The organism is Pseudomonas sp. RHF3.3-3 (genome assembly GCF_048069595.1).
In the GTDB taxonomy this organism is placed as follows: Bacteria; Pseudomonadota; Gammaproteobacteria; order Pseudomonadales; family Pseudomonadaceae; genus Aquipseudomonas; species Aquipseudomonas fuscovaginae_B.
In genome coordinates, this window is sequence record NZ_CP182250.1 from 2,038,581 (window position 1) to 2,056,560 (window position 17,980).

Genomic DNA, 17,980 nt, shown 5'->3' on the forward strand with positions numbered 1-17,980 from the left:
GGGAATTTCTGCAGGAGCCGGCAAGCCGGTTTCCACGAGGCCCTGATGCGACGCATCAGGGCCGGTGTCACTCAGATGTGGAAGTAACCCACGCACGAGTCGAACGGCAGGCGCTTGAGTTCGATCTTGTTCATGTCGAACACTTCGCGCAGGGCCTTGGTTTCGCCCGGGAAGTTGCGGTAGGCGACTTCGTCGAGGACCACGATGGCGCCCTTGGGCATGTACGGCAGGAAGGTTTCCAGGGCGACCTTGGTCGGCTCGTACAGGTCGGTATCGAGGATCAGCATCGCCACGACCAGGTCCGGACGGCTCTTGACGAACTCCGGCACGGTCTTGCAGATGTCGCCCTTGACCAGTTCGCAACGCGGGATGCGGTTGACCGGGCGCAGCAGGTCGTTGGCGTCGATCATCTCCTGGATCAGCGACTGGTCGGTGTCGGAGAACATGTTCTCGTTGATGTCGGACGGATCCTCGTCCTTGTTGATGCTGGTGAAGCCTTCGAAGGTATCGAAACCGACGATCGAACGGTTGATCGCGTAGGGTTCCAGGATCATCGACAGGTGCATGTAGAGCATCAGCGAGTTGCCCTTGTACACGCCGCACTCGATGATCGCGCCCGGTACGTCCATGACCTTCTTGAACAGTTCCATGCGCGACAGCGCGGCGGTCACGTTGATGCGGTTGGCGAACACGAAGGGCGCATCGGCCACGTACTCGGCGTCGACCCGCTTGAGGACGCCGGCGCGGGTTTCGTTGTACTGGGCTTCGGCAGGCGTGATACGGCGCTTGGTCATTGTTGTATTCCTTGGAAGTTCGAGAAGTCGTGGGCGTGGAAGTAGTCTTTGAAACCGGCACCGACGTCCGGGCAGGCACTGTCGACGTTGGGCGCGCCGCGATTGTGGCGCAGGTCGTCGAGGTGCATCAGGCGGAAGTCGACGCTGAAGCGGGTGCGGTCGGTGAAATTGGCGACGGTGCCGTGCAGGTGCGAGCCGGAGAAGGTCAGCATCTCGCCGGTGTTGGCGGCAATGCGCATTTCCGAGGAATGGTCGATCTCGCCCAGCGGTACCGGGTGCACGCGCACTTCTTCGGTCAGGTTATCCTTGGCCTTGTGCCGCTGGTTGTTGATCCAGTCGTTAAGGCTCCAGTCCTTCGAGGTATTGAGCACCGGTTTCTCGAAGTAGGCGGCGTTGATCATCATGGTCTGTTCCGGCACGATGGTGTAGACCGGCATCCAGGTGTTGATCTGGCAATCGACGCTGCCGTACCAGGTGTCACGGTGCGGCTTGTAGGCGTAACTGACGCCGGCGTGCAGGTAATCGTAGTTGGGCACGACGCGCAGGCGCGGCACGTCGAAAATGTATTCGTGCGGGTCGAGATCGAGTTCGTGGATGAAACCGAGAATCAGATCCTTGACGCGCTGGCTGTTGGTGAACTGACCCTTGAGGCGGGTCACCCGGGCCACGAACTCCTCGACTGGCATCATCTTGTGCAGGGACGGGTGATCGGTTTCACCATCGAAGGCCGCCGTGATGCTTTCCTGGGCGAAGCCGCAGAGCTGCCTGGTCGTCGCCAGGTTGGTGTCCAGGAACACCGCTCCCGAATAGATGGCTTCCTTGAAGTCGGCCTTTTTCTGCAACTGGTTGATGTACAGGTTCACGGTAGCCCTCCTGAATGCGTCGGCTGATCTAGGTGTCGGCCGTACCCTGGCAAACTGAAATCAGTCATTTGCCGGCCCGTCTTGCAAGGTCCGTTCCCGAACCGGGGGCGGGATGATGGGCGCTGTCCAAACTGGCCGCCACTTGCCGCTAGCGGCATGACCGCGCCGTTTTTTCGTCTCGATTCCAAGCTTGCGAAAGCCCTCCACTGGCTTGGGAGGCCCGTCCGGCCTGTGCTGTGCCGGTCTTATAGCAATGTTGGTGCAGAAATTGCTAAGCCTCTCGCCGTACAGCGGTGGGCGGCAAACGTCCGTCAGCAAGAGGAAAGACTGTGGACAAGTACCTTTACGTGGCAATGACCGGCGCCAGCCAGAACGCCCTGGCGCAAAAGGCGCATGCCAACAATCTGGCGAACATCTCTACCAGCGGCTTTCAGCGTGACCTGGAACAGGCCCGGTCGATGCCGGTGTTCGGTGACGTCTTTCCGGCGCGAGCGTTTGCCATGAGCGAGCGGCCGGCAACCGATTTCTCGCCGGGCGCGATGCAGGAAACCGGGCGCGATCTCGACGTGGCCGTGGGCGGCGACGGTTGGATGGCGGTGCAGACCCCGGACGGTGGCGAAGCCTATGTGCGTACCGCAAGCATGAATATTGACGCGCTCGGTGTGCTGCGTGCCGGCAACGGCATGCCGGTGATCGGCAACGCCGGCCCGATCGCCGTGCCGCCCGAGTCGAAGATCGAAGTGGGCCAGGACGGCACCATCAGCATCCGCTCGATGGGCGAGGGGCCACGCGTGGTGGCCGTGGTCGACCGCATCAAACTGGTCAAGCCCGATCTCAAGAACATGACCAAGGGCCTGGACGGCATGATCCACACCAAGGATGGGCAGCCGGCGGCCGTCGATGCCAGCGTCAAGCTGGAGTCGGGTTTCCTCGAGGCGAGCAACGTCAATGCCGTCGAAGAGATGACCGCGGTGCTGGCCCTGTCCAAGCAGTTCGAACTGCACATCAAGATGATGAACACCGCGAAAGACGATGACCAGGCAATGGCTCGGGTCTTGCAGATCAGCTAATCACCACAACGTAGCGCCGTAAAACAGGCGCGCGAAGGAGAACAGAATGCTTCCGGCTCTATGGGTTGCAAAAACAGGTTTGGCGGCGCAAGACACCAACCTGACCACCATTTCCAACAACCTGGCCAACGTCTCGACCACCGGCTTCAAGCGTGATCGTGCCGAGTTCCAGGACCTGCTGTACCAGATCAAGCGTCAGCCTGGCGCCCAGTCGACCCAGGACAGCGAACTGCCGTCGGGCCTGCAACTGGGTACCGGTGTGCGCATCGTCGGTACGCAGAAGAACTTCGCCGCCGGTAGCCTGCAGACCACCGACCAGCCCCTGGATATCGCGGTCAACGGCCGTGGTTTCTTCCAGATCCTGCAACCGGACGGCACCACGGCCTATACCCGTGACGGCACCTTCCACCTGGACAACACCGGCCAGATCGTCACCGCCGCAGGTTTCGCCCTGCAGCCGGCGATCGTGATCCCGAACAACGCCCAGACCTTCACCGTCGGCAAGGACGGCACCGTCTCGATCACCACCGCCGGCAACCCGGCTTCGCAGGTGATCGGCAACCTGCAGACCGCCGACTTCATCAACCCGGCCGGCCTGCAGGCCATCGGTGGCAACCTATTCCTGGAGACCGCCGCCAGCGGCGCGCCGCAGGTCAGCACGCCGGGCCTGAACGGTTTCGGTACCACCGAGCAGAGCACCCTGGAAACCTCCAACGTCAGCACCGTGGAGGAGATGGTCAACATGATCACCACCCAGCGTGCCTACGAAATGAACTCCAAGGTGATCTCCACCGCCGACCAGATGCTCTCGTTCGTCGCGCAGAATCTGTAATCAAGTCTATGTGGCGGCCCCGGGGTCGCCGGCAACACCGTGAGGTAAGGGTCATGAATCGGTTGTTTTCTATTCTCGCGCTGAGTGGGATTGCTGCGCTGGCGGGGTGCGTAAGCCCGCCGCCCAAACCCAATGACCCGTACTATGCGCCGGTGTTGCCGCGGACCCCGCTGCCAGCCGCGGCGAACAACGGCTCGATCTACCAGGCCGGTTTCGAACAGAACCTGTATGGCGACCGCAAGGCGTTCCGGGTCGGTGACATCATCACCATCACCCTGAACGAAGCCACCCAGGCCAGCAAGAACGCCAACTCCAACCTGTCGAAGAAAAGCTCCAACAGCCTGGGCCTGACTTCGCTGTTTGGCAGTGTGCCGAACACCAACAACCCGCTGGGCAGTGGCGACCTCACCCTGAATGCCGGCTATACCGGTAACCGTGCCAGCGACGGCTCCGCCAAGGCCGGCCAGAGCAACAGCCTGACCGGTTCGATCACCGTCACCGTGGCCGATGTGCTGCCCAACGGCATCATTGCCGTGCGTGGCGAGAAGTGGCTGACCCTCAATACCGGCGACGAGCTGGTACGGATCGCCGGCCTGGTCCGGGCCGACGACATCGCCACCGATAACACCGTGCCGTCCACCCGCGTGGCCGATGCGCGCATCACCTATTCGGGTACCGGCTCCTTTGCCGATACGAGTCAGCCGGGCTGGTTCGACCGTTTCTTCCTCAGCCCACTCTGGCCTTTCTAGGTGCCGACGATCATGTTCAACTTCAAGCATCTGATGGCGGCCGTGCTGCTGATGTCGACCGCCCTCAGTGTCCAGGCCGAACGGTTGAAGGACATCGCCAGTATCTCCGGCGTACGTTCCAACCAGCTGATCGGCTACGGTCTGGTGGTCGGCCTGAACGGTACGGGTGACCAGACCACCCAGACCCCGTTCACCCTGCAGACCTTCAACAACATGCTGTCGCAGTTCGGCATCAAGGTGCCGGCCAACTCCGGCAGTGTCCAGCTCAAGAACGTCGCGGCGGTGTCGGTCAGTGCCGACCTGCCGGCGTTCGCCAAGCCGGGGCAGGTGGTCGACATCACCGTGTCCTCCATCGGTAACGCCAAGAGCCTGCGGGGCGGCACCCTGCTGCTGACGCCTTTGAAGGGTATCGACGGCAACGTCTACGCCATCGCCCAGGGCAACCTGGTGGTGGGTGGCTTCGATGCCGAGGGGCGTGACGGTTCGAAGATCACCGTCAACGTTCCGTCGGCTGGCCGGATCCCCGGTGGTGCGTCCGTCGAGCGGGCGGTGCCGAGCGGCTTCAACCAGGGCAACAGCCTGACCCTGAACCTCAACCGTTCCGACTTCACCACCGCCAAGCGCATCGTCGACAAGGTCAACGACATGCTCGGCCCTGGCGTGGCCCAGGCCATTGACGGTGGTTCGGTACGGGTGACCGCGCCGCTGGACCCGAGCCAGCGTGTCGACTACATCTCGATCCTGGAAAATCTCGAGGTCGATCCGGGTCAGGCGGTGGCGAAGGTCATCATCAACTCGCGCACCGGCACCATCGTGATCGGTCAGAACGTCAAGGTTTCGCCAGCGGCAGTGACCCACGGCAGCCTGACGGTGACCATCACCGAGGACCCGATCGTCAGCCAGCCGGGGCCGCTGTCCAATGGCACCACGGCGGTCGTCCCGCGCTCGCGGGTCAATGCCCAGCAGGAAGCCAAACCGATGTTCAAGTTCGGCCCGGGAACCACCCTGGACGAGATCGTCCGTGCGGTGAACCAGGTGGGGGCGGCGCCAGGCGACCTGATGGCGATTCTCGAAGCATTGAAACAGGCCGGCGCGCTGCAGGCCGACCTGATCGTGATCTGAGGTCGATTCCATGGTCGATATTCGTAACAGCGGGATCGTCAACGTCAGTGACTCGGGGGCGTACACCGACCTCAATCGCCTGAACAACCTGAAGGTCGGCGATCGCACCAGCGACGGCAACCTGCGCAAGGTGGCCCAGGAATTCGAATCACTGTTCCTCAGCCAGATGCTCAAGTCGATGCGTTCGGCCACCGAGGTGCTGGGCCAGGACAACCCGCTCAATACCCCGACGGCCAAGCAGTATCAGGAAATGTATGACCAGCAGCTGGCGGTGACCATGTCCCGCCAGGGGGGGGGGATCGGCCTGGCCGATGTGCTGATGCGCCAGATGTCGAAGGAAAAGCACACCAGGCCCTCCGACAGCGGCTTGACGGTCGGACCGCCGGCCGGCACGACCGCAGCGCCTGCCGCACCGGTCGAGACGCCGATCGCCGCGGGTACCGTCACTTCGACGCCGGGTTCGCCTTTCACCCGTTCCAACGGTCAGCACGCCTTGTGGGCCTCGCGGGTTGCCCATGGCAATGCCGCCGATGGCACCCTGCGCAATGACGTGGCCAAGCTCAATGCCCGGCGCCTGGCGCTGCCGAGCAAGCTCACCGACCGGCTGTTGGCCGGCCTGGTGCCGTCCGCCGATGCCAGCCAGGTCGCCGCGGCCGGCTACGCCGTGCCGGAGCGCAGCACTGCCTCCGCCGATGCGGCGCTGAAGAACGACAGCCTGGCGGCCCGCAGCATCGCCGTGCCGGCGGCACGCATGCAGATCTATGGTCGCGCGGTGGCCCAGCCGCCGTTGGCGCCGGCCAAGCGCGCCTTCAGCTCGCCTGACGAATTCGTCGCCACCATGCTGCCGATGGCCGAGCAGGCCGCCAAGCGTATCGGTGTCGATCCGCGCTACCTGGTGGCCCAGGCCGCGCTGGAAACCGGCTGGGGCAAGTCGGTCATGCGTCAGCAGGATGGCAGCAGCAGTCACAACCTGTTCGGCATCAAGGCCGGCAGCAGTTGGCAGGGGCCGCAGGCGCGGGCCATTACCAGTGAGTTCCGCGACGGGCAGATGGTCAAGGAAACAGCGGACTTCCGTTCCTATGCGTCCTATCAGGACAGCTTCCACGACCTGGTGACCCTGCTGCAGAGCAACAGTCGCTATCAAGATGTGCTGAAGTCGGCCGATAAACCTGAACAGTTTGTGCGTGAGCTGCAAAAGGCCGGGTATGCAACCGATCCGGATTACGCCAGCAAGATCACGCAAATAGCAAAACAGATGAAGAGCTACCAGAACTACGCTGCGGTGACGGGCGCTTCCACGAATTTATAAGGTCTGAATCATGAGTTTGCTCAATATCGGGATGACGGGGTTGAACGCTGCCAGCTCGGCCCTGACGACTACGGGTAACAACATTGCCAACGTCGACACGGCCGGTTATTCGCGTCAGCAAACCGTGCAGACCACTGCAGCCTCGCAGCGTTACGGCAACGTTTTCATCGGCACCGGGACCACCCTGGCGGATGTGCGCCGGGTCTACAGCGCCTACCTGGAATCGCAACTGCACACCGCGACCTCGCTCAACAGCGATGCCTCGTCGTACCTGGCCCAGGTCACGCCGACCGACTCGATGCTGTCCGACACCAACACCGGCATGACCGCGTCCCTGCAGAGCTTCTTCACCTCCCTGCAGGCCGTCTCGACCAAGCCGACCGATGATGCCGCCCGCCAGAACACTCTGAGCAGTGCCAAGGCCCTGAGCGATCGCTTCAACTCCATCGCCAAGCAGCTCAACGACCAGAACACCGGGATCAACACCAACCTGGCGGACATGGCCGACCAGGTGAACAAGCTGGCGACCAGCATCGCCCAGCTCAACGAGCAGATCACCAAGATTTCCCCATCCGCCGGTGCGCCCAACGACCTGATGGACAAGCGCAACGATGCCGTGCGCCAACTGTCCGAGCTGGTCGGCACCTCGGTGACCGAGCGGGGTTCCAACTATGACGTGTACCTGGCCAACGGCCAGCCGCTGGTCATGGGCAACTCCACCAACACCCTGTCGGCCGTCCCGAGCAAGGACGACCCGAGCCGCTACTCGCTGCAACTGGACCGTGCCTCCAGCACCATCGACATCACCGACACGGTGAGCGGCGGTGAGATCGGCGGTCTGCTGCGCTATCGTACCGAGGTGCTGAACCCTTCGCTCAACGAGCTGGGGCGCGTGGCCATGGTCCTGGCCGACCAGATGAACAAGCAGAACGCCCAGGGTATCGACAAGAACGGCAATTTCGGTACGGCGATCTTCAACGACATCAACAGCGCCGCGCTGGTCAGTCAGCGCAGCATCGCCAAGTCGACCAACAACCCGGCTTCCGGCAACCTGAACGTCAACATCAGCAACACCGGCGCGCTGACCACCTATGACTACCAGGTGACCTTCACCAACGGAACCGACTACACCGTCAAGCGTTCCGACGGTACCAACATGGGGTCTTTCAGTACCACGACCACGCCGGCACCGGTGATCGACGGCTTTACCCTGAGTCCGAACAGCGCCACGCCGATGACCGCCGGTGACAGCTTCAAGGTCACCCCGACCCGCAGCGGCGCCAGCGATATCCAGATGGTGATGACCGACTCCAAGAGCATCGCTGCCGCGGCGGCGCTGACCGGCGTAACCAGCGCCAACAATGGCGGGACCTACACCCAGCCGGTGCTGGTCGACCAGTTGGGCTCTTCCAACGCGACCAATAACGCGCAGTTGCAGGACGCCATCAAGTACGGTACCCCGGTCAAACTGGTGTTCGACGCCGCCGGTACCGGCGCTGCGGCCGGCACCCAGGGCTACACCCTGACCGACGCCAAGGGCAACGTCATGGGTACCGGCACCATCGTGCCGGGCCAGGGCAACACCCTGAACCTGAAGATCAACATGGTCGACGCCTCGGGCAACCCGGTGATGGACAACACGGTCACGCCACCCGTGCAGAAGACCTTCACCGTGCAGACCACCGTGGGTGGCAACCCGAAGGCCGGCGAGAGCTACACCATCTCGATGACCGGCGCCGCTTCCTCGGACAACCGCAACAGCGCAGCCCTGATTGGCCTGCAGACCAAGCAGACGGTCGACACCGGTACCGCGAGCAAGGGCATCAGTCTGTCGGATGCCTATGGCAAGCTGATCTCCAATGTCGGCACCAAGGCGGCCCAGGCCAAGTCCGACAGCGAGGCGACCACCACCGTGCTGACGACCGCCAAGGGCGCCCGGGACTCGCTGTCGGGGGTCAACCTCGACGAGGAAACCGGCAACCTGGTCAAGTACCAGCAGTACTACACCGCCTCTTCGCAGATCATCAAGGCGGCCCAGGAAACCTTCAGCGTGCTGATCAACAGTCTTTAAGGAGTCGTAATCCATGCGCATTTCCACCGCCCAGTATTACGAAACGACCGCCGCCAACTATCAGCGCGGCTACGACGGCATGCTCAAGAGTGCGGCCGAAGCGAGCAGCCTGACCAAGGTCAATACTGCCGCCGACGACCCGGTCGGGGCCGCGCGCCTGTTGCAACTGGGTCAGCAGAGCGCTGCGCTGGTGCAGTACACCACCAACGCTAACTCGCTCAAGACCCAGTACAGCCAGAGCGAAACCGCGCTGCAGTCGATCCAGGATGCGATGCAGCGTGCCCGTGAGCTGGCCCTGTCGGCCAACAACGGCACCAAGACCGACACCGATCGCAAGGCGGTCGCCCAGGAGCTGGCGCAGTTGCAGGATACGATCCTCGGCCTGATGAACAGCCAGGATTCCGATGGCAACTTCCTCTTTGGTGGCTCGAAGACCGGCGCAGCGCCGTACACCGCCAACGCTGACGGTACCTTCAGCTACAACGGTGACCAGTCGACCTTGAGCCTGCAGGTGGGTGAAAACCTGTCGCTGGGCAGCAACATCACGGGCTGGGAAGCCTTCCAGCAATCGATCAACACCGCGCGCACCAGTGTCACGATGACCGCTCCGGCGGTCGATGATGGCCGGGTGACGCTGTCCAACGGTCTGGTCAGCAACAGTGCCACCTACGATGCCAAGTTCACCGCTGGCCAACCGTACACCGTGACCTTCCTCAGCAGTACGCAGTTGAAGATCACCGATGCGCTGGGCAACGACGTGACGTCGGAAGCGAGCCAGAACGGTGTCGTCAGCAATAGCAGTGGTGCCAACCAGTCGGTGAACTTCCGTGGTCTCGACCTGGCCCTGAATATCAACCTGAAGTCGGGCGATGTACCGGACACAGTGATTGCCGGTCATACCTTCACCCTGACCGCACAGCCGGACACCTTCAATACCACCCGCAGTGCCGGTAACCCGTCGACCACGGTGATCACCGGGGCGACCACCACCAACCAGACCGCCTACACCAGCACGTTCCCCAACGGTGGGGCGACCATCAAGTTCGGTGCCGGTGGTGCCTATGACGTGTATGCCACGCCGATCACCTCGACCAGCCAGCCGATTTCCTCGGGCACCATGGCTGCGCCACCGGCGGCACAGACCATCACCGCAGCCGGGGTCACGTTCACCTTCAGTGGCGCGGCGTCGGCGGGTGACCAGTTCATGGTCCAGTCCAACAATCACCAGACCCAGAACATCCTCGACACCCTGACGTCGATGATCAGTGCCCTGAACACGCCGGTCGATGGCAATCCGGCTGCCCAGCAGAAGCAACTGGCGACGATGAATGCCGGGATCAGCAACATCGACAGCTCGTTCGCACAGGTGAGCTCGGCACGGACCACTGTCGGTGCACGTGGAGCGGCGCTGGATAACCAGGCGGCCACCAACGAAAGCCTGACCCTGGCCAACACCAGCAGTCAGCAGGCGATCCGCGACTCCGATCCGGCCGAAGTGATGACCCGCCTGACCCTGCAGCAGACCATGCTGCAGGCCGCCCAGCTGGCTTTCAGCAAGGTCAGCCAGTTGGGGCTGTTCAACAAGATCTGATGACATCGGGCGCATCAGCGCCCCCCTTGTCGTCTGCCAGCCGCTGCATTTAGCGGCTTCAGGGCCCCTCCCGGCCGGGAGGGTACCCTCCGCTCGAGAGTCCCGCCGTGAATTCCATGCCGCTTGTCAGTGTCGCCATTCCCGCCTCCAATCCACGGTTTTTCTCCAGGGCCCTCAGTGGCGTACTGAGTCAGGCCTATGGCAATTTCGAGGTCATCGTCTGCGACGACAGTTGCGGCGACGAAATCGAGCGGGCGGTCCTGGAGCTGAGCGAGAGTATTGGCAAGGCCGTACGGTATGTGCGCAACCCGCAGCCACTGGGTTACATCGGCAACCTGCATGCCTGCCTGGCACAGGCGCAGGGCGAATATGTCAAATTCCTGATGGAAGATGACCAGTTGCTGTCCGATATCCTGGCGCAGCAGGTCCAGGTGTTCCTCGAACAGCCGGACGTCAACCTGGTGCTTGCGCAGCGACTGTTTTGGGATGCCGATGGCCTGCAGTTGCCGTCGCGGCTGGAAAACACCGCGCTGTCGCCGGCTTCCGGCCTGTTCAAGGGCGAAGACCTCTTGGCCATCTGCGAAAACTTCCCGGTGAACTTCTTTGGCGGGCTGACCTGCGCGATGTTCCGACGCGCCGACCTGGTCGAGCTGTTGCCGGCACTGACCCAGCCGGGTCACTGCTTTGTCGCTTCCCTCGACCTGGCTCTATACATCTGCCTGTTCCGTCGCGGTACCCTGGCGATGCTGAACAACGTATTGAGCATTGAGCGTCTCTATCCGGAACGCATGAATCGCCAGCAGGCGATGAAGGATGCGGCCGCCACGGAGATGGAATGGCTGGTGCAGATGCTCAAGGCGCGTAGCGGCGAGTCGGCGCCGGCCCCAGGCTGGGTGCGTTACCTGCCGTTGGCCAACGCTGCCGGCTTGCCGCGCGAGTGGGATGAGCTGCCGCTGAGTCGTACCCTGGGCAACAAGCAGACCACCCAGCCGTGGCGTGTCGGTATTGCCAGTGAGAGCTTCACCCAGTTGTATACCGAATGGCTGGCTTGTCGGACCCTGCCCGAGCCGCAGAAAAAACTGCTGCCCGATACCCTGGCGGGTTGGGCCCGGCAGCCCAGGATCGTCCCGGTGGTGATCGACGAACAGGGCGGCAGCGCCAGTCTGGATATCACCCTGCGCAGTATCGAGGAACAGCTCTACGCTCCCGAGTTGACCCTGTTGCTGTCCAGTACCTGCTCCGAGGCGAGCCTCGACGGCAAGGTATTCCGTCTGCCGCTGGCGGATGACTGGCGCGAGCAGTTGAACGGGTTGCTGCCGCAACTCGACGGTGCCGACTGGTTCTATCTGCTGCGCGCTGGCGATCGCCTGCGCGAGCCTGCGCTGCTGGTGCTGGCCGAGCGTATCCTGGTTTCATCGGCGGTCCGTTGCATCTACAGCGACGAGGGTGCCCTGCGCGATGGTGAGTCCGCCGATCCGGTATTCAAGCCGGACTTCAACCTCGACCTGATGCGCAGCTATCCCTACGTTGGCCGCGCGCTGGCCTTCCAGCGCAAGGGCTTCGTCGAGCTGGACGGGTTCGATATCGTCCGGGGTGAGATGGCACCCCACGATCTGCTCTGGCGCATGGTGGAAAGCGATGGCACCCGTGCGGTGGAGCATATAGCCGAGGTTCAGGTGGAGTCGCTTTTTTCGCTGGCCCGATGGCTGTCTTCGCCAGAGGTGCTGGCGCTCGCACCGCAGGTGACCGAGGCTCACCTGAATCGCCTGGGTATCGCCCACCGGATTCATCCGGGGGACGATTCTCCGCTCACCCGTATCGATTACCTTCACGCGAGTCGTCCGCTGGTGTCGATCATCCTGGTCAGCAAGGACCAGTGTGCGGCCCTGCAGCGCTGCATCGATACCTTGCTGGAGCGTACCGCCTATGCCGACTACGAGTTGTTGCTGGTGGACAACGGCAGTGAAAGTGCCAGCGCGCGGGCCTGGTTCGACAACATGGCCCAGTTGGGCAGTGAACGCCTGCGGGTGCTGTCATACCCTCAGCAGGGCAATCCCGCCGCCGTGCGCAACTTCGCCGCGCAGCAGTCTCGTGGCGAATATCTGCTGCTGCTCAACCCTTATGCCGTGATCACCAATACGCAGTGGCTGGACGAGATGCTGGCCCAGGCCCAGCGTCCGGAGGTCGGCGTAGTAGGCGCCAAGCTGTTCAGTCCAGAGGGGCGGGTGGTGCACGCCGGGGTGATTCTCGGCCTGCGCGGGCCGGCAGGCCTGCCGTTCTATGGTGAAGTGATGCAGGCGACCGGTTATATGCATCGGCTGCAGGCAGTACAGGATTTCAGCGCGGTCGGTGCCGATTGCATGCTGATACGCAAGTCGCTGTTCGAAGGCCTCGGCGGGCTGGACGAGGAGAGCTTCGCCCAGACCCTCAACGAGGTGGACTTCTGTCTGCGGGTTGGCCAGAGCAATCACCTGGTGGTCTGGACGCCATTCGCACAATTGGCCCTGGGCACCGCACCCGAGGTCAAGCTCGAAACCGAGCAGAATGCCCGGCGCCAGCTCGAGGAGCAGAGTTTCTACCAGCGCTGGTTGCCGATCATCGCCCGTGACCCGGCCTACAATCCGAGCCTGACGCTGGATGGCCTCAACGGTCCGAGCTTCAGTCTCGAGCCGGGCCTGCGTGATGGCTGGAGCCCGTTCTGCGCCCGTCACCTGCCGAAGATCATGGCGCTGCCGATCAACGCCTCGGCCGTCGGCCATTACCGGATGACGCAGCCATTGATCGAGCTGGAAGCCTCCGGCCGGGCGACCGGCCGTACCTATTACAACCTGCCGTCAATCATCGAGGTTGAGCGACAGTCGCCGGACGTTATCGTCCAGCAGGGGCGCTACACGGCGCAGCCGATCGAGGAAATCGCGGTGCTGATGAGCTACAGCAACGCGCGACGCATCTATGAACTCGATGACTATGTCATCGATCCGCCGCGCAAGAACGGGCATATCCGCAACCTGCCGCAACGGGATGAGATGGAGCGCCTGATTCGTCGCGGGATCAGCCTGTGCGATCGGGTGGTGGTGTCGACCCAGCCACTGGCCGACGCGCTGTCGTCGATGCACCAGGATATCCGCGTAGTACCGAACATGCTGGCGCCGCACATGTGGACCGGCCTGCGCAGCCAGCGCAGGACTACGAAGAAACCACGGGTAGGCTGGGGTGGTGGTACCAGTCACGCGGGCGACCTGGCGGTCATCGCCGATGTGGTGCGTGAACTGGCCAATGAGGTGGACTGGGTGTTCTTCGGTATGTGTCCGGAAGAACTGCGGCCGTACATGCATCAGTTCCACGGGGTGATCGACCTCAAGGATTACCCGATGAAGCTGGCCAGCCTGAATCTGGACCTGGCCCTGGCGCCGCTGGAGTTCCATATCTTCAACGACTGCAAGAGCAATCTGCGCCTGCTGGAGTACGGGGCCTGCGGCTATCCGGTGATCTGTACCGATACCAAGGCCTATGCCGGTTACCTGCCGTGCACACGGATCCGTACCAACACCACCGACGAGTGGATTCAGGCCATCCGCATGCACCTGGCCGACCCGGATGCCAGCTATCGCATGGGTGACGAGCTGCGCGAAACTGTCCTGCGTGACTACATGCTGCAGGGCGACAACGTCCGCTACTGGGAGCAGGGCTGGCTGGCCGATTGAGGTCTGCGCCTGGTCGCATGTAACCGCTGTAGCTGCAGGGCTTCCCCCGCGAAGCGATCTGGCCGACTCACTACCTGCAAGCCAGCTCCCACAAGTCCGTGGAGCTGGCGCGTTTCCTGCAAGCCCCCCTTCATATCGCCATAAATCGTGCACTTGGCGTCATGGCCTGGCGCTACTGCTCACGATTTGACCCGGCAGTCTGGGAAGTCCCACAGGGCCCGAGCTGGTCCTGTGCTGAAGAATAAGGGGACGTTGATGAAGGCAGTAATTCTGGCGGGCGGCCTGGGTACGCGGATCAGCGAGGAGTCGCATCTCAAGCCCAAGCCGATGATCGAGATCGGTGGCAAGCCAATTCTCTGGCACATCATGAAGCAGTACTCGGCCCACGGCATCCACGATTTCGTGATCTGCCTGGGGTACAAGGGCTACGCGATCAAGGACTTCTTCGCCAACTACTTCCTGCACACTTCCGACGTCACCTTCGACATGTGCAACAACCGCATGGACGTTCACCAGAACTACAGCGAGCCGTGGCGCGTGACCCTGATCGACACCGGTGAGGAAACCATGACCGGTGGTCGCCTGCGTCGCGCCGGCCGCTACCTGCAGGACGAGGACGCGTTCTGCTTCACCTACGGTGACGGCGTCTCGGATCTCGATATCGGTGCGCTGGTGAATTTCCACCGGGCCAGCGGCAAGCTGGCGACGGTCACCGCCGTGCAACCGCCTGGCCGCTATGGCGCGCTGGAGCGTGATGGCGACAGTGTTCGCGGTTTCATCGAAAAGCCCCGTGGCGACGGCGGCTGGATCAACGGTGGCTTCTTTGTCCTGTCGCCCAGGGTCCTGCCGCTGATCAGTGGTGACTCCACCGTCTGGGAAGCCGAGCCGCTGATGGGCCTGGCCGCCGATGGGCAGTTGAATGCCTTCCAGCATGACGGCTTCTGGCACCCGATGGACACCCTGCGCGACAAGAATCACCTCGAACAGCTCTGGCAGAGCGGGGAGGCCCCGTGGAAGCAGTGGGACTGAGCCGGGCGTTCTGGAACGGCAAGCGGGTCCTGTTGACCGGCCACACCGGCTTCAAGGGCAGTTGGCTGGCGCTCTGGCTGCAGAGCCTGGGTGCCCAGGTCAGCGGTTTCGCCCTGGCACCGGCGACCGAACCGAACCTGTTCGACCTGGCACGGGTCGGCGAGGGCATGGACGATCGCCGTGGCGACCTGCGCGACCTCGGCGCGCTGCTGGAACTGATTGCCGAAACCGAACCGGAGATCGTCCTGCACCTGGCCGCCCAGCCGCTGGTGCGTGAGGCCTATCGCGACCCGCTCGGCACCTACTCGAGCAACGTCATGGGCACGCTCAACCTGCTCGAGGCGATTCGCCAGGTCGGCGGCGTGAGTGCCTGTGTGCTGATCACCACCGACAAGGTCTACGCCAACCAGGAATGGGCCTGGCCCTATCGCGAGAACGAAGCCCTCGGCGGTCATGATCCCTACAGCAGCAGCAAGGCCTGCTGCGAGTTGCTGGCGCAGTCCTACGTGGCGTCCTTTTTTCCGCCCGAGCGCTATGACGTGCATGGCCTGGCGGTGGCAACCGCGCGGGCCGGCAATGTTCTTGGCGGCGGCGACTTTTCGCCGGAGCGGCTGATTCCCGACGTGCTGCGCGCCTGGTCGGCGGGCGAGCCGGTGACCCTGCGTTATCCCCAGGCCGTACGACCCTGGCAGCATGCGCTGGAACCGCTGGCGGGCTACCTGCAATTGGCCGCCGCGCTGTATGAGCGCGGGCCGGACCTGGCCGGTGCGTGGAACTTCGGGCCGGGCGAGGATGACATGTGCAGCGTCGGCGACGTGGTCGCACGGCTCGCCGGGCGCTGGCCGCAGGCTCCCGGACTGCGGGTCGAGCCAAGCGAGCTGCACGAGGCCGGGCTGTTGCGTCTGGACAGCAGCCGCGCGCGGCAGTTGCTCGGCTGGCAACCACGCTGGTCGTTGCAGCAATGCCTGGAGCAGACCCTCGACTGGCACCTGGCCTGGCAGGGCGGCGCCGACATGCGGGCGATCACCCTGGCCCAGCTGGACCTCTATCGGGGGGCGCTGTGAGCGAGTTCCTGATCCAGGCCTTGCCGCTGGCGGGGTTGTTCAACGTGCAGCACAAACGCCACGCCGACTCGCGTGGGCATTTCTCCCGGTTGTTCTGCGAGGGCAGCCTGAGTGCCTTCGGCGAGCCTTTTCACATCCGCCAGATCAACCATTCCTGCACCCGTGAGCGCGGCAGCGTGCGCGGTCTGCATTACCAGAATGCCCAGGCCCCGGAAGCCAAGCTGATCACCTGCCTGCGCGGTGAGGTCTGGGACGTCGCGGTGGACCTGCGGCCGGAGTCGCCGACCTTCCTGCAATGGCATGCCGAGCACCTGTGTGCCGGCGATGGCCGCAGCCTGCTGCTACCGGCCGGTTTTGCCCATGGCTTCCAGGCCCTGAGCGACGATGCCGAACTGCTGTACCTGCACAGTGCCGATTACACGCCGCAGAGTGAAGGCGGGTTGTCGGTGCTCGACCCGCGCCTGGCGATCACCTGGCCCGAGGCTGTCAAAAATCTGTCGGCCAGGGATGCCAGCCATCCGCTGATCGACGCGTCTTTTCCTGGAGTGCGTCTATGAACTGCCGAGGTTGCGGCACCCCACTGGTCCTGCCGTTGATCGATCTCGGCACGTCGCCGCCGTCCAACGCCTACCTGCGGGCCGAGCAATTGGAGCAGGCGGAGGCCTGGGTACCGCTGAAGGTTGCGGTGTGCCAGAGCTGCTGGCTGGTACAGACCGAGGACTACACCCGCGCCGACACGCTGTTCGACGCCGACTACGCCTATTTCAGCTCGTTCTCCAGCACCTGGCTGGCCCATGCCGAGCGCTACGTGGCCGAGATGGTCGAACGCTTCGGCCTGACCGGCGACAGCCGGGTGGTGGAAGTGGCGGCCAACGATGGCTACCTGCTGCAGTACGTGGCCGGCCGCGGCATTCCCTGCCTGGGGGTCGAGCCGACCCGCAGCACCGCCCAGGCGGCGCGGGACAAGGGCCTGGAGATCCGCGAGCTGTTCTTCGGCCGGGACACCGCCCGGCAGTTGCGCGAGGAGGGCTGGGCCGCCGACCTGATGGCGGCCAACAACGTGCTGGCCCATGTGCCGGACATCAACGATTTCCTCCAGGGCTTTGCAACCCTGCTCAAGCCGACGGGCGTGGCGACCTTCGAGTTCCCGCACCTGCTGGCACTGATGGCCGGGCACCAGTTCGACACCCTGTATCACGAACACTATTCCTACCTGTCGCTGACCGCCGTGCAGGTGCTGTGCGAGCGCAATGGCCTGGAAGTCTTCGACGTCGGCGGCCTGTCGACCCACGGCGGTTCGCTGCGGGTATTCGTGCAGCGCGCCGACGGTGAGCGGCGCGACGTGCTGCCGGTGGTGCGCCAGGTGCTGGACGCCGAACTGGCCGCCGGAGTGAAGACCCCGGCGTTCTACGCCACCCTGGCGCCCGCCGCCGAACGCATCAAGCACGATCTGCTGCGTTTCCTGCTCAAGGCCAAGGCCGAAGGCAAGCGCGTGGTCGGCTATGGCGCGGCCGCCAAGGGCAATACCCTGCTCAACTACGCCGGGGTGCGTCCGGACCTGCTGGCCTGGGTCGCCGATGCCAGCCCGCACAAGCAGGGCAAGTTCCTGCCGGGTAGCCGGATTCCGGTGGTCTCGCCGCAGCGTATCGCCGCCGAGAAGCCGGACTATGTACTGGTGCTGCCGTGGAACCTGTTGCAGGAAGTCAGTCAGCAGCAGGCGGTTGTGCGCGAGTGGGGCGGCCACTTCGTCGTCGCCGTGCCCGAGTTGACCGTCCTGTGAGC

The 17,980-nt window shown here is 63.5% G+C and carries 14 protein-coding genes; 12 read left to right on the top strand and 2 right to left on the bottom strand.

Annotated elements, in window-relative coordinates; translation table 11 throughout:
- Positions 1 to 71 precede the first annotated feature (71 nt).
- On the bottom strand, positions 72 to 794 hold the full coding sequence (locus tag ACMGT0_RS09395) for a TylF/MycF/NovP-related O-methyltransferase (protein ID WP_054061202.1): 723 nt from the start codon (positions 792 to 794) through the stop codon (positions 72 to 74).
- A complete protein-coding gene (locus ACMGT0_RS09400; RefSeq protein ID WP_054061203.1) occupies positions 791 to 1,657 on the bottom strand; it encodes a hypothetical protein in 867 nt (288 codons plus the stop codon). Before ACMGT0_RS09400 ends, ACMGT0_RS09395 begins: the two co-directional genes overlap by 4 nt.
- Positions 1,658 to 1,986: 329 nt before the next feature.
- On the opposite strand from ACMGT0_RS09400, the gene ACMGT0_RS09405 reads away from it, so the two are divergent.
- From ACMGT0_RS09405 to ACMGT0_RS09460, 12 genes are all read left to right on the top strand, one after another.
- On the top strand, positions 1,987 to 2,727 hold the full coding sequence (locus tag ACMGT0_RS09405; RefSeq protein ID WP_054061204.1) for a flagellar basal body rod protein FlgF: 741 nt from the start codon (positions 1,987 to 1,989) through the stop codon (positions 2,725 to 2,727).
- 46 nt (positions 2,728 to 2,773) lie between these two features.
- Positions 2,774 to 3,559: a flagellar basal-body rod protein FlgG gene (gene flgG / locus ACMGT0_RS09410; protein WP_010449983.1), complete on the top strand. Its 786-nt coding sequence runs from the start codon at positions 2,774 to 2,776 to the stop codon at positions 3,557 to 3,559.
- A 53-nt stretch (positions 3,560 to 3,612) separates the two neighbouring features.
- On the top strand, positions 3,613 to 4,308 hold the full coding sequence (gene flgH / locus ACMGT0_RS09415; RefSeq protein WP_054061206.1) for a flagellar basal body L-ring protein FlgH: 696 nt from the start codon (positions 3,613 to 3,615) through the stop codon (positions 4,306 to 4,308).
- A gap of 12 nt (positions 4,309 to 4,320) precedes the next feature.
- Positions 4,321 to 5,430 (top strand): flagellar basal body P-ring protein FlgI, encoded by a 1,110-nt coding sequence (locus tag ACMGT0_RS09420; protein WP_017902224.1) that lies wholly within the window; start codon positions 4,321 to 4,323, stop codon positions 5,428 to 5,430.
- 10 nt (positions 5,431 to 5,440) lie between these two features.
- Positions 5,441 to 6,739, top strand: coding sequence for a flagellar assembly peptidoglycan hydrolase FlgJ (gene flgJ / locus ACMGT0_RS09425; protein ID WP_054064061.1), 1,299 nt, complete (start codon positions 5,441 to 5,443; stop codon positions 6,737 to 6,739).
- A gap of 10 nt (positions 6,740 to 6,749) precedes the next feature.
- Positions 6,750 to 8,810, top strand: a complete 2,061-nt coding sequence (flgK, locus tag ACMGT0_RS09430; protein ID WP_273819335.1) for a flagellar hook-associated protein FlgK — start codon at positions 6,750 to 6,752, stop codon at positions 8,808 to 8,810.
- A 13-nt stretch (positions 8,811 to 8,823) separates the two neighbouring features.
- Positions 8,824 to 10,401, top strand: a complete 1,578-nt coding sequence (locus ACMGT0_RS09435) for a flagellar hook-associated protein 3 (RefSeq protein ID WP_273819336.1) — start codon at positions 8,824 to 8,826, stop codon at positions 10,399 to 10,401.
- Between the two features lie 116 nt (positions 10,402 to 10,517).
- Positions 10,518 to 14,105, top strand: coding sequence for a glycosyltransferase (locus ACMGT0_RS09440; RefSeq protein WP_416772333.1), 3,588 nt, complete (start codon positions 10,518 to 10,520; stop codon positions 14,103 to 14,105).
- Positions 14,106 to 14,360: 255 nt separating this feature from the next.
- On the top strand, positions 14,361 to 15,134 hold the full coding sequence (gene rfbF, locus ACMGT0_RS09445; protein WP_416772335.1) for a glucose-1-phosphate cytidylyltransferase: 774 nt from the start codon (positions 14,361 to 14,363) through the stop codon (positions 15,132 to 15,134).
- The gene (gene rfbG, locus ACMGT0_RS09450) at positions 15,116 to 16,198 is read left to right on the top strand and encodes a CDP-glucose 4,6-dehydratase (protein WP_054064066.1); all 1,083 of its coding nucleotides are present in this window, start codon (positions 15,116 to 15,118) and stop codon (positions 16,196 to 16,198) included. The genes rfbF and rfbG overlap by 19 nt, the downstream gene beginning before the upstream one ends.
- Positions 16,195 to 16,755, top strand: a complete 561-nt coding sequence (locus ACMGT0_RS09455) for a dTDP-4-dehydrorhamnose 3,5-epimerase family protein (protein ID WP_054064067.1) — start codon at positions 16,195 to 16,197, stop codon at positions 16,753 to 16,755. Before rfbG ends, ACMGT0_RS09455 begins: the two co-directional genes overlap by 4 nt.
- Positions 16,752 to 17,978 carry a methyltransferase domain-containing protein gene (locus ACMGT0_RS09460; RefSeq protein WP_416772339.1) on the top strand — a complete coding sequence of 409 codons (1,227 nt, stop codon included), beginning with the start codon at positions 16,752 to 16,754 and terminating at the stop codon, positions 17,976 to 17,978. The genes ACMGT0_RS09455 and ACMGT0_RS09460 overlap by 4 nt, the downstream gene beginning before the upstream one ends.
- The last annotated feature ends 2 nt before the right edge of the window (positions 17,979 to 17,980 follow it).

Bases quoted from the DNA above. Each gene is read 5' to 3' on its own strand.
- ACMGT0_RS09395 (WP_054061202.1), bottom strand. From the start codon at position 794: ATGACCAAGCGCCGTATCACGCCTGCCGAAGCCCAGTACAACGAAACC.
- flgG (WP_010449983.1), top strand. From the start codon at position 2,774: ATGCTTCCGGCTCTATGGGTTGCAAAAACAGGTTTGGCGGCGCAAGAC.
- flgH (WP_054061206.1), top strand. From the start codon at position 3,613: ATGAATCGGTTGTTTTCTATTCTCGCGCTGAGTGGGATTGCTGCGCTG.
- ACMGT0_RS09420 (WP_017902224.1), top strand. From the start codon at position 4,321: ATGTTCAACTTCAAGCATCTGATGGCGGCCGTGCTGCTGATGTCGACC.
- flgJ (WP_054064061.1), top strand. From the start codon at position 5,441: ATGGTCGATATTCGTAACAGCGGGATCGTCAACGTCAGTGACTCGGGG.
- flgK (WP_273819335.1), top strand. From the start codon at position 6,750: ATGAGTTTGCTCAATATCGGGATGACGGGGTTGAACGCTGCCAGCTCG.
- ACMGT0_RS09435 (WP_273819336.1), top strand. From the start codon at position 8,824: ATGCGCATTTCCACCGCCCAGTATTACGAAACGACCGCCGCCAACTAT.
- ACMGT0_RS09440 (WP_416772333.1), top strand. From the start codon at position 10,518: ATGCCGCTTGTCAGTGTCGCCATTCCCGCCTCCAATCCACGGTTTTTC.
- rfbF (WP_416772335.1), top strand. From the start codon at position 14,361: ATGAAGGCAGTAATTCTGGCGGGCGGCCTGGGTACGCGGATCAGCGAG.
- ACMGT0_RS09460 (WP_416772339.1), top strand. From the start codon at position 16,752: ATGAACTGCCGAGGTTGCGGCACCCCACTGGTCCTGCCGTTGATCGAT.